The organism is Idiomarina sp. (genome assembly GCF_048260185.1).
GTDB lineage: Bacteria > Pseudomonadota > Gammaproteobacteria > Enterobacterales > Alteromonadaceae > Idiomarina.
In genome coordinates this window covers 163,704-179,499 of record NZ_JBLXHB010000002.1, presented here as the reverse complement: position 1 = coordinate 179,499, position 15,796 = coordinate 163,704, and the positions used below count along the sequence as shown (strand labels likewise).

Below are 15,796 nucleotides of genomic sequence, written 5' to 3'. Positions count from 1 at the left end.
AAACGTCGATAAAAACCAACAAATTCCTTATACTGACGCATAAAAAACCAACGGAGAAAAACGCTCATGTCAGGCAACGCTGATGCACTCAAAAAAGCGGCAGCAGAAGCTGCTATGCAATACATTGAAGACGGCACTGTGGTCGGAGTCGGCACGGGCTCTACGGTAAACTTTTTTATCGATGCACTAGCCGAACGAAAGCATGACATAGAAGGCGCGGTATCTAGCTCTGAAGCCTCAACCGAGCGCTTAAAGTCGCACGGCATTGAAGTGTTTGAGCTTAACTCGGTTGTAGAGGTACCCATATACGTAGACGGTGCTGACGAAATTACTGAGCACGGTCAAATGATTAAAGGCGGCGGTGGCGCATTAACCCGCGAGAAAATTATTGCCGCCGTGGCGAAAAAGTTTGTTTGCGTTGCAGATGAAAGCAAAATGGTTGGTCGCCTGGGTCAATTCCCGGTACCGGTTGAAGTTATTCCTATGGCGCGCTCTTACGTTGCCCGTGAAATTGTGAAACTGGGCGGCGACCCGGTGTGGCGTCAGGGTTTTACTACCGACAACGGCAACTGGATCCTCGATGTGCATAACTTCGATATTATGGAGCCAATGAAGCTTGAAGCTGAGCTGAATAATATTGTCGGCGTGGTCACTAACGGGCTGTTTGCCCAGCGCGGCGCTAATATCGCTTTAATTGCTCGTGAAGACGGAGTCCAAACCCTGAAGGTAAGTGACTAATGCAGATATCCCTGGCAAAAGACAAAATCAAAGTTTTACTGCTGGAAGGCGTTCATGAAAGCGCCATTCAGCTGTTTCGGCATCATGGCTACCATAATCTGGAAATACTGCAGACTTCGCTGAGCGAAGACGAGCTATGCGAAAAAATTAAAGACGCCCATATTCTGGGTATACGCTCGCGCAGCCAACTGAACGACCGTGTATTTGCCGCTGCCGAAAAGCTCATTGCCGTGGGTTGTTTCTGTATTGGCACCAACCAGGTTGATTTAGAAGCAGCGAAAAAGCACGGTGTTATTGTTTTCAACGCACCATTTTCAAATACCCGCAGTGTTGCTGAGCTGGTTTTAGCCGAAATTATTATGTTGTTACGCGGCATTCCTGAAAAAAATGCCGTGGCCCACGAAGGTGGCTGGCTAAAATCAGCTAAACAGTCTTTTGAGGCACGCGGGAAAATACTGGGCATTGTCGGCTATGGTCATATTGGTAGTCAGTTGAGTGTTTTAGCCGAACAATTGGGCATGCACATTCGCTACTACGACGTTGAAGACAAACTGCCTATGGGTAACGCCCAGTCGGTTCCCACTTTGGATGACTTACTCACGCAAGCCGATATTGTCACCCTGCACGTACCGGAAACCGAACAAACGCAATGGATGATAGGCCGTCGTCAAATTGAACGTATGAAGCCGGGCAGCCTGCTCATTAACGCGTCGCGCGGAACGGTAGTGGACATTGACGCCCTGGCTGAAGCCCTGTCGTCAAGGCACCTGGCGGGGGCGGCAATTGATGTGTTTCCGGTTGAACCTAAAGGTAATAACGACGAGTTTATGTCGCCTCTGCGTGGCTTGAAGAACTGTCTGTTAACACCACATATTGGCGGTTCAACTTTAGAAGCTCAGGAAAATATTGGCGTTGAAGTGGCCGGAAAGCTCGTGCGTTATTCGGATAACGGCTCTACCCTGTCTGCAGTGAATTTCCCTGAAGTGAGCTTACCAACCCACGCAACGGCACAACGTTTGCTGCATATTCATAAAAACCAGCCGGGTATGCTAAACGCCATTAACCGCATTATTAGTGACAACGAAATTAACGTGGTAGGTCAGTACTTACAAACGGATGAGAACGTTGGCTACGTGGTGATGGATATCGACAGCGATAACGGTGCCGATGTACTGCAGCAACTGAAAGACATTCCGGGCACTATTCGTGCCCGGCGTTTATTCTAGTCTTTTCTACCCATAACCGTGCGTTCCATGCTCTCTGGCGAGACATGGCGCACGTCTTTGCCTTTCACAAAGAAGATAATATACTCGGCAATGTTCTGACAACGGTCACCAATGCGCTCTAAAGAACGTGCAGACCATAGAACATTCATGATTTTTGGAATAGAACGAGAGTCTTCCATCATGTACGTCATAAGCTGGCGTGTCAGCGCTTCATATTGACGATCAGCCTGTTCGTCCTGCTGATGCACGTCGTAAGCCGATTCAAGATCCATGCGCGCGAAAGCATCCAGAACTTTATGCAACATGCTTAATACTTGCTGCCCAAGGTTTTCCAGACTCACCAACAGCTGTTGCTGGTCGTTGTTAAAGCTTTCTTTTGCGACCTTAGCAATGCGCTCGGCCTCATCACCAATACGCTCTAAATCAGCAATGGTTTTGATAATAGCAATAACCAGACGCAGGTCACTGGCAGCGGGCTGACGCTTAGCAATAATATGCACACACTCTTCGTCAATCTGCACTTCCAGCTTGTTGACTTTGTGGTCACTGCTCAGCACTTTTTCGGCCAGCTCGGCGTCGCCTTTTTGAATTGCTAAAAGTGAATCCTGTAATTGCTTCTCAACCAGGCCACCCATGCTCAATACACGGTTACGCACAGCCTCAAGTTCCTCGTTGAACTTGCCGGAAATGTGCTTGTTCATATTCATCTTATCCATGACACTCTCCTTAACCGTAACGACCGGTAATATAATCTTCTGTTTGCTTCTCAGACGGGGTCGTAAACAGAGTATCAGTATCGGCGTACTCAATCAGTTTACCCATATACAAAAACGCTGTCTGGTCTGAAACGCGCGCGGCCTGCTGCATGTTATGCGTAACAATTACCACGGTATATTTGTCTTTCAAATCGGTGATCAATTCTTCAATGGTCAAAGTCGAAATAGGATCCAAAGCTGACGTTGGTTCGTCCAGCAACAGAATTTCCGGCTCAATGGCAATAGAACGCGCAATAACCAGACGTTGCTGCTGACCACCTGACAAACTGAACGCACTGGCGTTTAGGCGGTCTTTTACTTCGTCCCATAAGGCTGCGCCACGCAGTGACGTTTCTACCGCTTCGTCCAGCACCCGTTTGTCTTTTACACCCTGTAAGCGTAGACCATAAACCACATTCTCATAAATAGACTTAGGAAACGGGTTCGGGCGCTGAAACACCATACCAACACGACGACGCAGCGCTGCTACATCAACGTTCTTGTCGTAAATATTGTGGCCGTGCATATCAATCTGACCTTCAATACGACAAATTTCAACCAAGTCGTTCATGCGGTTAATGCAGCGCAGAAGCGTTGACTTACCACAACCCGATGGCCCGATAAACGCGGTTACGCGGTTATTCGGAATGCGCATAGAAATGTCATACAACGCCTGATCTTCACCGTAGTAAAGATCCAGGTTTTTAATATCTAAAGCAGTCTGTTCTGCTGGCAAGTTGTGTAAGTCCAGCTTTTCTAAGTTGCTTGTACTCGGATTTACCGAAATCATAAGTTCAGACCTTTTCGCTAATTCATCAAAACTTTCGTGTTCAACTGTCGTGTTCAACGTTAGTGCTCAAGTGAGCGGTATTTTTCACGTAAGTGGTTACGTACGCCAATGGCTGTTAAGTTCAAACCGACAATAACGGTTATCAGCAAGAAAGACGTAGCGTAAACCAGCGGCCGGGCAGCCTCGACGTTCGGGCTCTGGAAGCCTACGTCGTAAATATGAAAGCCCAGATGCATAAATTTTCTGTCCAGATGGAAGTACGGGAAGTTTCCGTCCAGCGGCAACATAGGCGCCGACTTAACCACACCCACCAGCATCAATGGTGCAACTTCACCTGCGGCACGGGCAACGGCCAGAATCAAACCGGTCATAATAGCCGGTGACGCCATAGGCAGAACAATGCGCCAAATGGTTTCCCACTTAGTAGCGCCCAAAGACAAACTGCCTTCGCGCAACGACGGTGGAATACGGGACAAACCTTCTTCAGTCGATACAATCACCACCGGTAGCGTCAGAATAGCCAGGGTTACCGCAGACCAAAGCACGCCTGGTGTACCAAATGTCGGGCTGGGTAAGGCTTCCGGATAGAATACCTGGTCGAGGCTACCGCCCACCATGTAAACAAAGAAACCTAAACCAAACACACCATAAACAATAGATGGCACACCCGCGAGGTTGATAACCGCTATACGAATCAGCTTGGTCACGGCGTTTTTACCCGCGTACTCGTGCAAGTAAACAGCCGCAATAACACCAAAGGGCGTCACAATAATCGACATTAACAGCACCATAAAAACGGTACCGAAAATTGCCGGGAATACACCGCCCTCGGTATTGGCTTCACGCGGAGGTTCAGATACAAACTTACCAATTTGCTGGAAGAAATGCCCTATTTTTGAGAAAAAGCCCATGTCGTTAGGGAAGTTCACATCCAGCACCTGATACATAGGTACTTTTATTTCCTCACCGCGCATGTCGCGCATAATCAGTGAATCGCGACCCGCTTTATCGCGCAGTGCAAACAGCTCTTTTTCATATTCAAGATACTCGTTATGCAGTTCTTCGCGACGACGTTCGATATCGTCCAGAGCTTCCTGAGTCACATTACCTTCTAGCTCCAGACTACGGCGCTCAAGGTTAAGTTGATTCAACTCATAGTTAACAGCACCAATAGCCCCTTCCTGCAACGCCATAGCCTGTTCATTAAGCTCTACCGCCCGCTCCACTCGTTTAAATAGTTCTTCGCGGAAGTCGCCATGCGCAGCGACTCGCTCACCTTCCTGCTCAAGCGCAACCGGGTAACCATAAAAGTTTCCGTCTTTGGTTCGCTCAATAACGGCCAGGTCAGCTGGTGTTTCGTCAGCGCGAATAGCCGGCCCTAACACCCAGGCAAAGTCCAGAGGCACGTACTCGCGGTTACCAATTTTCATTAGGTAACGAGTCACTTCTTCGCCCTCGTACTCGTTCATGATAGTGCCCGAATCACTGACTCGTGAAATTGGCACCGACTCGCTTTCATAAATTTCGCCAATTAACGTACGCGTTGAACCGTCAGCCTGTTCAATAGACATTTCGTGAATAGCTGAAGGCCAGAAAAAAGACAGCCCGCGCCAGCCAATCATAAGCACCAGCCCGATAACGGCTATCAGACTGATACTAACTGAACCGGCGGTTAACCAGATCCAGGGCTTTCCGGATTTAAACCATGTATTCATTGCTATAAACCTCTGTTCCGGAATTACATCGAGCTGTATTTGTCACGCAAGCGTTGACGGACAAATTCAGCAATGGTGTTAAAGAAGAAGGTAAATATGAACAGCACAAAAGCTGCCAGGAACAAGATTCGGTAGTGCGAGCTACCAACCTCAGATTCCGGCATCTCGACCGCAATGTTGGCAGATAAGGTGCGCATACCTTCGAAGATGTTCCAGTCCATAATTGGCGTATTACCGGTAGCCATCAGAACAATCATGGTTTCACCCACAGCGCGTCCCAGACCCATCATAACCGCCGAGAAAATTCCCGGGCTGGCGGTTAGCAGAACCACTTTGGTTAATGTCTGCCATGGAGTAGCGCCCAATGCCAGAGAGCCATTAGATAAATGCTTAGGCACACTGAATACCGCATCTTCGGCAATAGAAAAGATGGTTGGAATAACCGCAAAGCCCATCGCGATACCAACAACCAATGAGTTACGCTGATCAAAGGTTATGCCCAGTTCATTGGTTAAGTAGCCACGCACATTACCGTCAAACAGGACTTCCTCAACCCACGGACTCAGACCAAACGAGAACCAGCCAACCAGCAGAACCACGGGAATAAGCAGCAATGCAGCGCGACCGTCGGTTACCGTATTACGAATATTCGTTGGTAGCTTTGACCATAAAAATGCCGTTAGTATGATGGTTGCCGGCACCAGCAACAGCACCGCTATCAGCCCTGGCAGGTACCTCTCTATGACAGGTGCAAGCCAAAGACCCGCTAAGAAACCAAGGATAACGGTAGGCAGAGCTTCCATAATTTCTACCGTCGGTTTTACGTATTTACGCACCGAAGGCGACATGAAATAGGCGGTATAAACCGCAGCCGCTAAACCAATGGGTACCGCGAACAGCATCGCGTAGGCGGCAGCTTTTATGGTACCGAAAGAAATAGGCACCAAACTGAATTTAGATTCAAAGTCATCGGAGCCGGAGGTCGACTGCCAGGTGTAGTCAGGCTCTGGGTAACCTTCGTACCAGACTTCCTGCCACATAGCGCTCCAGGTTACCTCAGGATGCTCATTATCAACATCGAAGACACTGAAGCGATCGCCGCTTTGCATAATCAGATAATTTGCCCGCGGATCTACCATGACATTCTGTAGCTTGTCTTCTAATGGTTTGCCCCGGTATAAATCGGCTTCAGAGGTGGTGTGGAAAATACCCAAATCGCCGTTTTCAGAAACCGTGTAAAAGGTCCGGCGATAGTATTCAACTTCAATGTTTTCAACCGGAGAGCCTGCATCAAAGGAACGAATGTATTGGTACTCACGCCCCTCGTCGGTCGATACCTGGAACCACTGAGAAATAAGCCCGGAGTCGTGAGTTAAAAGCACCGAGCTGGCGCCGGCCAACAAATACATACCCGTTGCATTGCCTTGCTCGCGAGAATCAATAATGATCAGTTCGCGCTCTTTTACATTCCCGGCTAAGTCCACATCAAAAACATGCACCCGGTTACCACGACGAGCCATAACCTGACGTAAATCCGGGGTAACAATTAAATCATCAATATTGCCGTTAAGGCTGACGCGATGAAAAACGGGCTTTAAGGTTACCTCGCCGGTCATGAAATTTTCTTCAGCGGCGTACTTAGTAATCAATAAGTTATTGCCGCCCTGAACAGCCGCAAACAGCATTGCTTCGCCGTCGGTGTCGTAAGCCAGTTTCTCTAATGCCTGACCATTTTCGTCGACAACCAGTGGCTCGCCATCATTCAGGGTTTCAATGCGTGGGGTAATGGTGCGTTCGGTTAGACCGGTTTCTGGGTTTTCCGCAAAAGTGACCCCGAATTTAGGTTGCAGAACAACCGCAGAACCGTCATTTAAGCCGTAGGCATATTGCTTGTTTACCGGAAGGCTACTGGCAAAACTGGTAATTTTGTCGCTATCGGCAACCTGCTCCCAGCTAATAATGTCACCGGCTTTGCGCTCAGCAGCCGCTTTATCCCGTAAAGCAAAAAACTGAAACTCGCCGGAGTCCATCAGGCGATAACCAATTTCGGCCTGCTCTTCCATACCCACAGCATTAACACCGGCACTGTTTGGCAAAGAGAAGCTTTGTTGCTCAGTTAAATCAACTGAACGAAAAATTGGCTGGACAACATAAAGTAGGTAGAAAAAGATAAGCAACAGCGCTACCAGAACCATAATACCACCTAAGGTGACACCATAGCGTGCGGCACGATCTTTAAATAATCGGCCCCGATTAGCGGCTAGTTGTTGAGCTGACAGTGATGCCATCAGAAACCTCAAGTTTGAATACGCGTTACTAAAAGTCTGCAGACAGTTTAGTTGAATAATATGACAGTATTGTTACACCGCTGTCATAATTTCTTAATAATGCCGTAATAGTTATAAAAAAAGCCGGCAGCAAGCTACCGGCTATTCCTTTAGAAGGTTAAATTAATCTAAACCAAGCTTCTTCAGTTCAGCTTCAACTACCGCTTTTGGTAAGCCGATATAACCGTCTTTATTGACGATATCCTGACCTGTTTTTGACAAAATCATGCGCAGGAATTCACCTTCCGCTTTGCCCAAAGGTTTAGTCGGGTGCTTGTTCACGTAAATGTACAGGAAGCGCGCTAATGGATACTGACCTGCCAACGCATTCTCAGCTGTCGCGCCAATAAATTCCTGGCCTTCGGCTTTGGCGATAGGTACCGCTTTAACGCCTGACGTTACATAACCAATACCGGAATAACCAATCGCATTAATTGAGGTAGAGACTGACTGCACAACAGACGCTGAACCTGGCTGCTCATTCACGTTCGAACGGAAGTCGCCATCACATAACGCCACTTCTTTAAAGTAACCGTAAGTGCCGGATACCGAGTTACGGCCATAAAGCTGTAAGTCGCGGTTGCTCCATTCACCATCCATATCCAGGTCGCCCCAGCGGTTCACTTGCTCGTTCAGGCCACATTTACGAGTTGATGAAAATATTGCATCAACTTCAGGAATTGTCAGACCTTCAATTGGATTATCTTTGTGTACGAATACCGCCAATGCATCAATGGCAACGCGAACCGGAGTCGGCTTGTAACCGTGACGCTTTTCAAAAGATTCAATTTCTTTTGATTTCATTGCGCGACTCATAGGACCAAAGTTTGAGGTACCTTCGGTTAAAGCCGGAGGCGCGGTTGAAGAACCTGCCGCCTGCACCTGAATGTTCACACTTGGATAGTTGCGCTTAAACTCTTCACTCCAGAAGGTCACCATATTAGCTAAGGTATCAGAACCAACTGAAGATAAATTGCCTGATAAACCGCTGACTTTTTCGTATTCTGGTAAATCGTCAGTTGCCGCAGCTAACGAACTAAACGCCAGCGAACCTGCAACAACCAAACCGGTTAATGTTTTGTTCAAAGTTGATTGAAACATAGTGTATTCACCTCTAAGGGTTATTGAACTGTTTTCGAATTGTGGTCAGTTTAAGACGGTTATGTGACAACTTTATGACAATATGAAAATTTTATGACTAACTGACTAATAGCCCGCTCGGTATACGAAATGAGAAACGGCTGCCCTTTTCCAGCGAGCTATTAATGTCTAGTTGCGAGTTGTGATGTTCTATTGCGTGCTTCACTATCGACAGCCCCAACCCGGTGCCACCACTGGCACTGTTGCGATCATCCTCAACCCGGTAGAAACGTTCGGTAAGGCGCGGCAAGTGTTCTGCAGCAATACCTTTACCGTTATCTTTAACACTGAACTCAACACCACCGGCTACGGTTTTCCAGGTGACTTTTATTTCACCGCCGTCGGGTGTGTAATTAATAGCATTTGTTATTAAATTCTGCATCGCACTGCGCAGCAGGTTTTCCTTGCCGTAAATTCGCACGGGCGCAACGTCAAACTCAATTTTATGTTGTTTCACTTCATTTAAACGCTTCGCTTCAGACTCTAACTGTTCCAGCAAAGCTGGCATATCCACTTCGTGATCAAAGACATCATTACTTGGCGTTTCCATGCGCGACAGGGTGAGTAACTGATCTACCAGATTAGCCATACGAGTGCTTTGCGCATTCATGTTCTCGACCGCTTTTTTCAGCATAGCCGGTGGCGTCTGCTGCGGCTCATCCATCATTTCCAGATAACCCTGTAATACTGTCAGCGGCGTTTTCAGTTCATGAGACACGTTAGCCACAAACTCACGACGTAAGTTCTCAAGGCGTTTTACCTGAGTGACGTCACGGGCAACCAGAAGAAACTGGTCTTCGCTGTAAGGCATAATGCGAATTTCAATGTCCAGGCTTTCGCGAATGGGTGAAGGAATCGTCAGTTCTTCGTCAAAATTACCGGCGTTCAGGTAGGCATAGAATTCAGGATGCCGAATCAGGTTCGATAACCGCTGTCCGGCATCGTCCGGCCAACGCAAACCAAAATAGAACTGCGCCAGCTTGTTACTCCACAACAACGCGCCGTCAGCACGGAACACAATAGCAGCGTCAGGCAAAGCTTCAGCCGCTTCACGAAAACGGCGTAATAAGCGCGCTAAAGCCTTACGACGTTTTTGGCTGCGCCGCTGCGAGCGATAAATACCGTCGTAAATATACGACCAACTGCCCGGCGCGGAAGGCGGCATTAAGGTACGGCTTTGCCATAACCACTTAATAAGCTTTTGCTGGTAGTAATAGTGCCAGCAAACCAGTCCTAATAGGGCCAGAGCCGTTACCGGCCAGAACAGGTCAAACAGCCAGCCAATAAATAAAAACGGCAGCAGGAATAAGGCAAGACTGGTCAGTGACTGCCAGTTGGAGTAGTTCCTGTCCATACTAAATCAGCCTGCGCTTAGCGACTTGAAAAACGATAGCCAACTCCCCGAACCGTTTGAATCAAACGGTCATAACCATGTTCGGTCAGGGCTTTACGCAAACGGCGAATATGAACATCAACAGTTCGGTCTTCCACATACACGTTGGTGCCCCAAACGTGGTCCAGCAGCTGTTCACGACTGTATACCCGCTCCGGGTGTGTCATAAAAAAGTGCAGTAGTTTGAACTCTGTCGGGCCCATATCAATGCCTTTGTCATCGACCGAAATACGGTGCGATACCGGATCAAGTTTTAAGCCTTCAACTTCCAGCGGTTCGTCGAGCACGGTTGGCGCAACGCGGCGAAAAACGGCGCGCATGCGGGCCATAAGCTCTTTTGGGGAAAAAGGTTTGGTAATATAGTCATCAGCGCCCACTTCCAGGCCTTTAACTTTATCTTCTTCTTCGCCTCTTGCGGTGAGCATGATGATAGGAATATTACGGGTAAAATCATCGCCTTTAATTTTTTTAGCCAGCTGCAGACCTGAGCCGCCCGGAAGCATCCAGTCCAGTAACACCATATCCGGATAGGGTTCGGCAATTTTATCGACAGCAGCGTCAAAGTCGTTGGCTTCCACAGCTTGATAACCGTGTTGTTCCATAACAAAGCTCAACATCTCACGAATAGGCGCTTCATCTTCAACAATTAGAATTCTACGTGACATGCATTGTTTCCCTAATATGAACTGATGGTTCAATTATTACTAAAGAATATGACACTTTTATGAATCTAAACACATCTCTGTCAAATTTCTTATATCAATGCGCAGAGAGCAACTGCAATAATTGGTAAACAATGGGCAAGGAAACAAAGGCAAACAAGATACCGTAACCGACCATAGCCGCCGACAAACGCGGCGCCAGCCCAGCCATAATAGCCACTGCTCCTGCTGTGATCATAGGCGGCATAGCACTTTCAAAAATAGTCACCTGAACCAGGGTGCTGTCAAAACCGAAACCATACAATAAGCCAACGGTAATCAGGGGCATTAGAACCAGTTTCGTCAATAAACCTATCGTTAATGGTGTTTTACTGCCCTTAGGCAGGCGAAATTTCAACTGAAAACCCACGGCTATCATAATAACCGGCACTAAAGTCACCGCCAACGAGTCAATAAGCCGCTGAAAAACTTCCGGATAAACCAGAGATTTCGTTAACAACGCAATAATGAGCGCGATAAAAGGCGGGAATGTCACAATTTGACGGGTAACACTGGCCACTGTGGGTTTATTGTCCTGCTCGCGATACAGGGCGATAACAATGGTCGAGTAAATTGCCAGACCAAAAAAGGAACCGAACTGATCGTATAACAGGCCATAGACAATAGCGTCACTGCCATAAAAGGCTTCTATCATCGGAAAGCCAAAGAACGAAGTATTGCCCAGTGGCACACAGATAAGTAACGCGCCAACCACTTCCCGGGGCCATTTAAAAGCTCGCCCTAACAACCATATGAAAACAGCACTAAAGGCTAAGAGAACCCAGGGAATAACAACCGGAATTAGCAGATCAGTGGAAAACTCCAGAGCCGGAACTTTACTGAAAATAACGCCAGGTAAGGCAGCGTAAATAACATAGAGATTAAGAACTTGCGCGCTGTTTTCCGGGCACTTGCCGGTACGCTTGAGGATAAAACCAATAAGTAAATAGAGCCCCAATACGGCGAGGTTGATCATAGCGTACAGATAGGTTGAGAGTGACCGCTATAGTGTAGCCTGACAAAGAGTGTCAGGCTACTTTTGTGTTTTTCTGCAGAGGAAACGCTTACCAGGAAAAGTCGTGGCGAATGCCGACTGCAACAAAGTCCTGCTCAATACCTGGCGTTGCGCCGCAACCCTTGGTTGAGTACAAGCTGATGTCGCACTCACGACCCGTGTACCAGGCATAAACACGAGTATCGCCACTGAAGAAGTAATCGGCACCGACAGATAATGAAGCGTCGTTATCGGTGTCATCATCTATTGCCTGATACTGTGCTTTAAAAACCCAGTTTGCATAAGGATGAGCAGCGCTGATTAAGTAACCGTCAGAATCATTTGAGCCATTAATAGTTTCAAATTGCTGCAAAACCACACCGACTCGGGTTTTGCCAAACTTAGTAGCGCCGGTTAATTGGGTTACGTCATAACCATTCACATCACGATCAAAAGCTAACGCAGCATAATAATTGGTTTTCTTCAGCTTACTGTCACCGTACAACAGACCGAACGAAAAGCCGTCATCAACATTGTCATCTTCTGACGCTATGTAAGTAACACCAAAGCTAAACCCCTGATAAGAAGGAGAATAATAAGTCAAAGTATTGTCCGGGCGATTCTCACCCTTGAACAAACTTTTTAAGTCAGCTTCAAAATCTTTAAACTCATCGACTGAACCCTGAGAGTCCTTCAGAAAGGTATCGTAACGGCCTATCATTACTTTACCAAAGTTACCGCGCAAGCCGACAACCTGTTCACGGTTAGTCACTGCGTCTTCGTCATCATCTGAGTCAGCTAAATCAACACCAAACTCAATTTGATAAAAAACTTCTAAATCGGACTCCAGTTCGCTGGCACCTTTAAAACCAAAACGCGAGGAGTTACTCACCACTTCGGTTTCAGAACCAAAACCATAGTCATTACTTTGAAACGAAACATTTGCCCGGCCATAAACCGTTAAACTGTCATCATTATTAGCGAAAGCCGAAAAGCTGGCTGCGGTGGCAGCAATCAATAACGGAACCGAGTACTTATTCATCATTATCCTCACCCAAAACAATAAAACTGTATAAATTTCGCGCACATTATAATGAATGGGAAATTTATTACAGTTTTTTTTCGTTTTTTAGTCAATCAAATGACAGTGTTGTTGGGATAAGGTTATAAATACTCGTTTATTGTAAGTTTGCCATTTGCTGTTGCTGCTCATGCTGGCTTTTCGCGTACTTAAGCCATTGTTTTGCCGAGCGTTCCGCCCCTTCAATTTCTGCAGCCTGCTCAAAAGACTCAATAGCCTGGTCGTAACGCTTTAAATTCAGTAAGGCCATGCCTTCAGCCAAATACAGATTCCCTTCGTTATCCAGATCACCTTTACTAAAGGCCTGCTCTGCATATTCCACAGCGGCTTCATTGTTATCCAAAGTTAAATACAGTTGAGCTATTTGCGCCGCAAAGTTCCCGTGCTCAACTTTTTCCGAGGCTTTCTTATAAGCACGAATGGCTTTTTCATTCTCTTTAGCCTGAGTATAGGACTGACCCACAAATTTCAGGTTATCGACAGAGGCATCAACTTTGCCTTTAGACATGGCTTCCTGCATGGTTTCTGCCGCTTTGTACGGCAATTCATTAAAGTAATAAGCCTGAGCTAACTGCCTCCACTCACTGCCTGTTTCGATATACCCCTGTTGATGCGCGGCTTCCAGTACCGCCAGCTGTTTCTCGTCCTGTTCCAACTGCGCGTAAACACCAGCCAGTTGTACCCAATACTCCGGCTTGCTGTAACTGGTCACTAAACGCTCCATGACTTTGGCAACCTGCTCTGGCTGCTCCAGCTCGTAGTGCAATGCACGTTTTAAAATCAACCAGTTTTCATCTGGTATTTTGTTTTCTGCATCGACAGCTGCAATGGCTTTATCAATTAGAGACAAAGCTTCCTGGTATTTATCAGCCTGGTAATAAGCCTGTGCTTTTAACACCCAGGCTTTACCCATCTCACCTTCTTCCGCAAGGCCTTCCCATTGATCTAAAAAGCTAATTGCGCGCTGGAACTGGCCATCACTTAAGGCAAGTTGAGCCAGGCTGTACAGCGTGCTTTTTTCCAAAGATTCAGGAATAGGCGACTCTTTTACAACCTTTTCAAAGTAGTTAATAGCCTCTTTGGTATTGCCCTGCTCGTAATACATGAAACCGTAGAAGTTCCACATCATGGCGCGCTCGTAGCTGTTCATGCTATCGGCTTTTTCGGCCACTTCGCCCAGTATCGAAATACCTTCGGCGAGGTTACCGTTATCCGCCTGCTCCTGAGCGCGGGCCAATTGTCCGTAAACTTTTTCCCGTAACGCCGGAACCCGTTCAGTCTGTTGTGCCAGCACCGGGTGGGCAAAAGCCAGCCAGAAACTGCAAGCCGCAAAAGCAATGAATTTAAATTTCATAAGTCACCCAATCAGTTCATTTCAAAGGTCATGCGATTGCGGACACCATCCACTGCTACCGCCTCACCATCAATAACCCGAGGTTTGTATTTAAACTTCAGTACGGCATCCATTGCGGCCTGATCGAAAATTCCTTCCGGCTCGGCTTCAACCACAACCGGGTCACGTACCGAACCCTGTTTTGTTACGGTAAACTCCACCACCACGTAACCTTCTATACCACGCTGTAAAGCCCGGCGCGGATACGCAGCCTGAACTTTCACTATAGGCAGATACTCGCCGTCGCTTGCTTGCAACGACATACCACTGCCAATGTCCGCACCGCTGTCCATATTGGCTGAGAAGTCATAACCCGCCCCACCATCAGTTTCCGCAATATCATTGTTCATCTGCGGCTGAGGTAAGTCTTCCGGTGGCTGCTCGGGTTCCGGAGGGCGTTCCGGTTTGCGCTCCTTTTCCTGCACTTCTTCAGGCTCAGGCGTGCGCACAAAGTCCAGCACGCTGCCTCGCGGCGGTTCGCTCATTGCACCTTCGCCACCACTGATCAAGGACTGCATCAGGTAAAACAAACCAATAGTGACAAAAGCTGCAACCAGTAATGCTGCCAGGAATCTCATCATTTACTCTTCATCCGTTGCTACAGAAACGTCGTAAACCCCCGCCGAGCGGGCTGCATCCATTACCTTAATTAACACCCGGGTGTTTGATTCCTGATCCGCCTGAATCACCACAGACCCCTGCGGGTTTTCCGCGTACAAACGCTCTATGTTAGCCTGCACTGCCCGTACATCCACCTGGCGTTTATCAATCCAAATTTCGTTGTTTTCGCTTATTGCGATTAAGATATTGGCGCGGTCTTTCTGCACTGCGGTGGCCGCATCAGGGCGGTTCACATCAATACCCGCTTCTTTCACGAAAGAAGCCGTGACAATGAAGAAAATCAACATAATGAACACCACGTCCAGCATCGGTGTCATATCGATAGCACTTTCTTCTTCTTCAATTAAATTGGCAAAATGCTGCTTCATAATCCTGTCCTCGACATCACCTTAGTGACGTTCCAATAAAATTTTATCTTCCAGCTTCATGCGTTCACGACGTGTGGTGCGTTGTAGCCAGGTTGCGGCAAACACTCCCGACAAGGCACCAACCATACCCGCCATAGTCGGAATGGTAGCTTTAGAAACACCCGACGCCATGGAGCGGGCACTGCCAGTTCCGGTCACAGCCATCACATCAAACACTTCGATCATGCCGGTTACGGTACCCATCAGACCCAGCAGTGGGCACAGTGCAACTAACGCTTTTATCACCGGTAGGTTTCCACCTAATGCCAGACTCACGCGGGAAATCATTGCCTGCCGAATTTGCTCGGCATTCCAGGACGACTTGTCTTCACGCTGCTGCCAACGTTGCCGCGTTTCTTTCACATTTTTACGGTGCCCGTTGAGATAATAAAAAATGCGTTCAAGAATCATCAGCCACATAGTAAAAATGAGGATTCCGATGACCAGCAGAACTTGTCCGCCGGCCTCGATGAAATCTCTAATTGCATTACTGAATTCAATGAGGAATAACACGG

Annotated in this window: 15 protein-coding genes; 2 read left to right on the top strand and 13 right to left on the bottom strand. The window is 47.5% G+C overall.

The genetic code is table 11. From position 1 onward, the window contains the following. Window positions 1–66: 66 nt before the first annotated feature. Window positions 67–738, top strand: a complete 672-nt coding sequence (gene rpiA, locus ACN0RF_RS06515; protein WP_417438442.1) for a ribose-5-phosphate isomerase RpiA — start codon at window positions 67–69, stop codon at window positions 736–738. Continuing rightward, window positions 738–1,964: a phosphoglycerate dehydrogenase gene (gene serA / locus ACN0RF_RS06510; protein ID WP_417438441.1), complete on the top strand. Its 1,227-nt coding sequence runs from the start codon at window positions 738–740 to the stop codon at window positions 1,962–1,964. The genes rpiA and serA overlap by 1 nt, the downstream gene beginning before the upstream one ends. Here serA and phoU read toward each other — a convergent pair. The 13 genes from phoU to ACN0RF_RS06445 form a co-directional block, all read right to left on the bottom strand. Continuing rightward, window positions 1,961–2,680, bottom strand: coding sequence for a phosphate signaling complex protein PhoU (gene phoU, locus ACN0RF_RS06505; protein WP_417438440.1), 720 nt, complete (start codon window positions 2,678–2,680; stop codon window positions 1,961–1,963). The genes serA and phoU overlap by 4 nt on opposite strands. 10 nt (window positions 2,681–2,690) lie before the next feature. Continuing rightward, window positions 2,691–3,509 (bottom strand): phosphate ABC transporter ATP-binding protein PstB, encoded by an 819-nt coding sequence (gene pstB / locus ACN0RF_RS06500; protein ID WP_034822279.1) that lies wholly within the window; start codon window positions 3,507–3,509, stop codon window positions 2,691–2,693. A gap of 59 nt (window positions 3,510–3,568) precedes the next feature. After that, a complete protein-coding gene (gene pstA / locus ACN0RF_RS06495) occupies window positions 3,569–5,224 on the bottom strand; it encodes a phosphate ABC transporter permease PstA (RefSeq protein WP_417438439.1) in 1,656 nt (551 codons plus the stop codon). Window positions 5,225–5,247: 23 nt separating this feature from the next. After that, entirely contained in the window at window positions 5,248–7,512 is a 2,265-nt protein-coding gene (locus ACN0RF_RS06490; RefSeq protein WP_417438438.1) for an ABC transporter permease subunit, read from the bottom strand. Window positions 7,513–7,674: 162 nt separating this feature from the next. Continuing rightward, complete coding sequence (locus ACN0RF_RS06485) at window positions 7,675–8,652, bottom strand: PstS family phosphate ABC transporter substrate-binding protein (RefSeq protein WP_011235337.1); 978 nt, start codon at window positions 8,650–8,652, stop codon at window positions 7,675–7,677. A 97-nt stretch (window positions 8,653–8,749) separates the two neighbouring features. Continuing rightward, window positions 8,750–10,045 carry a phosphate regulon sensor histidine kinase PhoR gene (gene phoR, locus ACN0RF_RS06480; protein ID WP_011235338.1) on the bottom strand — a complete coding sequence of 432 codons (1,296 nt, stop codon included), beginning with the start codon at window positions 10,043–10,045 and terminating at the stop codon, window positions 8,750–8,752. 17 nt (window positions 10,046–10,062) lie between these two features. Next, window positions 10,063–10,749, bottom strand: a complete 687-nt coding sequence (phoB, locus tag ACN0RF_RS06475) for a phosphate regulon transcriptional regulator PhoB (protein WP_011235339.1) — start codon at window positions 10,747–10,749, stop codon at window positions 10,063–10,065. A 94-nt stretch (window positions 10,750–10,843) separates the two neighbouring features. Continuing rightward, the gene (locus ACN0RF_RS06470) at window positions 10,844–11,761 is read right to left on the bottom strand and encodes an AEC family transporter (RefSeq protein WP_011235340.1); all 918 of its coding nucleotides are present in this window, start codon (window positions 11,759–11,761) and stop codon (window positions 10,844–10,846) included. An 88-nt stretch (window positions 11,762–11,849) separates the two neighbouring features. Next, window positions 11,850–12,824: a porin gene (locus ACN0RF_RS06465; RefSeq protein ID WP_417438437.1), complete on the bottom strand. Its 975-nt coding sequence runs from the start codon at window positions 12,822–12,824 to the stop codon at window positions 11,850–11,852. A 133-nt stretch (window positions 12,825–12,957) separates the two neighbouring features. Beyond that, window positions 12,958–14,214 (bottom strand): tetratricopeptide repeat protein, encoded by a 1,257-nt coding sequence (locus ACN0RF_RS06460; RefSeq protein WP_417438436.1) that lies wholly within the window; start codon window positions 14,212–14,214, stop codon window positions 12,958–12,960. A gap of 11 nt (window positions 14,215–14,225) precedes the next feature. Continuing rightward, a complete protein-coding gene (locus tag ACN0RF_RS06455; protein ID WP_417438435.1) occupies window positions 14,226–14,834 on the bottom strand; it encodes an energy transducer TonB in 609 nt (202 codons plus the stop codon). Then, complete coding sequence (locus tag ACN0RF_RS06450) at window positions 14,835–15,242, bottom strand: ExbD/TolR family protein (protein ID WP_253618993.1); 408 nt, start codon at window positions 15,240–15,242, stop codon at window positions 14,835–14,837. A 21-nt stretch (window positions 15,243–15,263) separates the two neighbouring features. Next, window positions 15,264–15,794, bottom strand: a complete 531-nt coding sequence (locus ACN0RF_RS06445; protein ID WP_126782485.1) for a MotA/TolQ/ExbB proton channel family protein — start codon at window positions 15,792–15,794, stop codon at window positions 15,264–15,266. Between the last annotated feature and the right edge of the window lie 2 nt (window positions 15,795–15,796).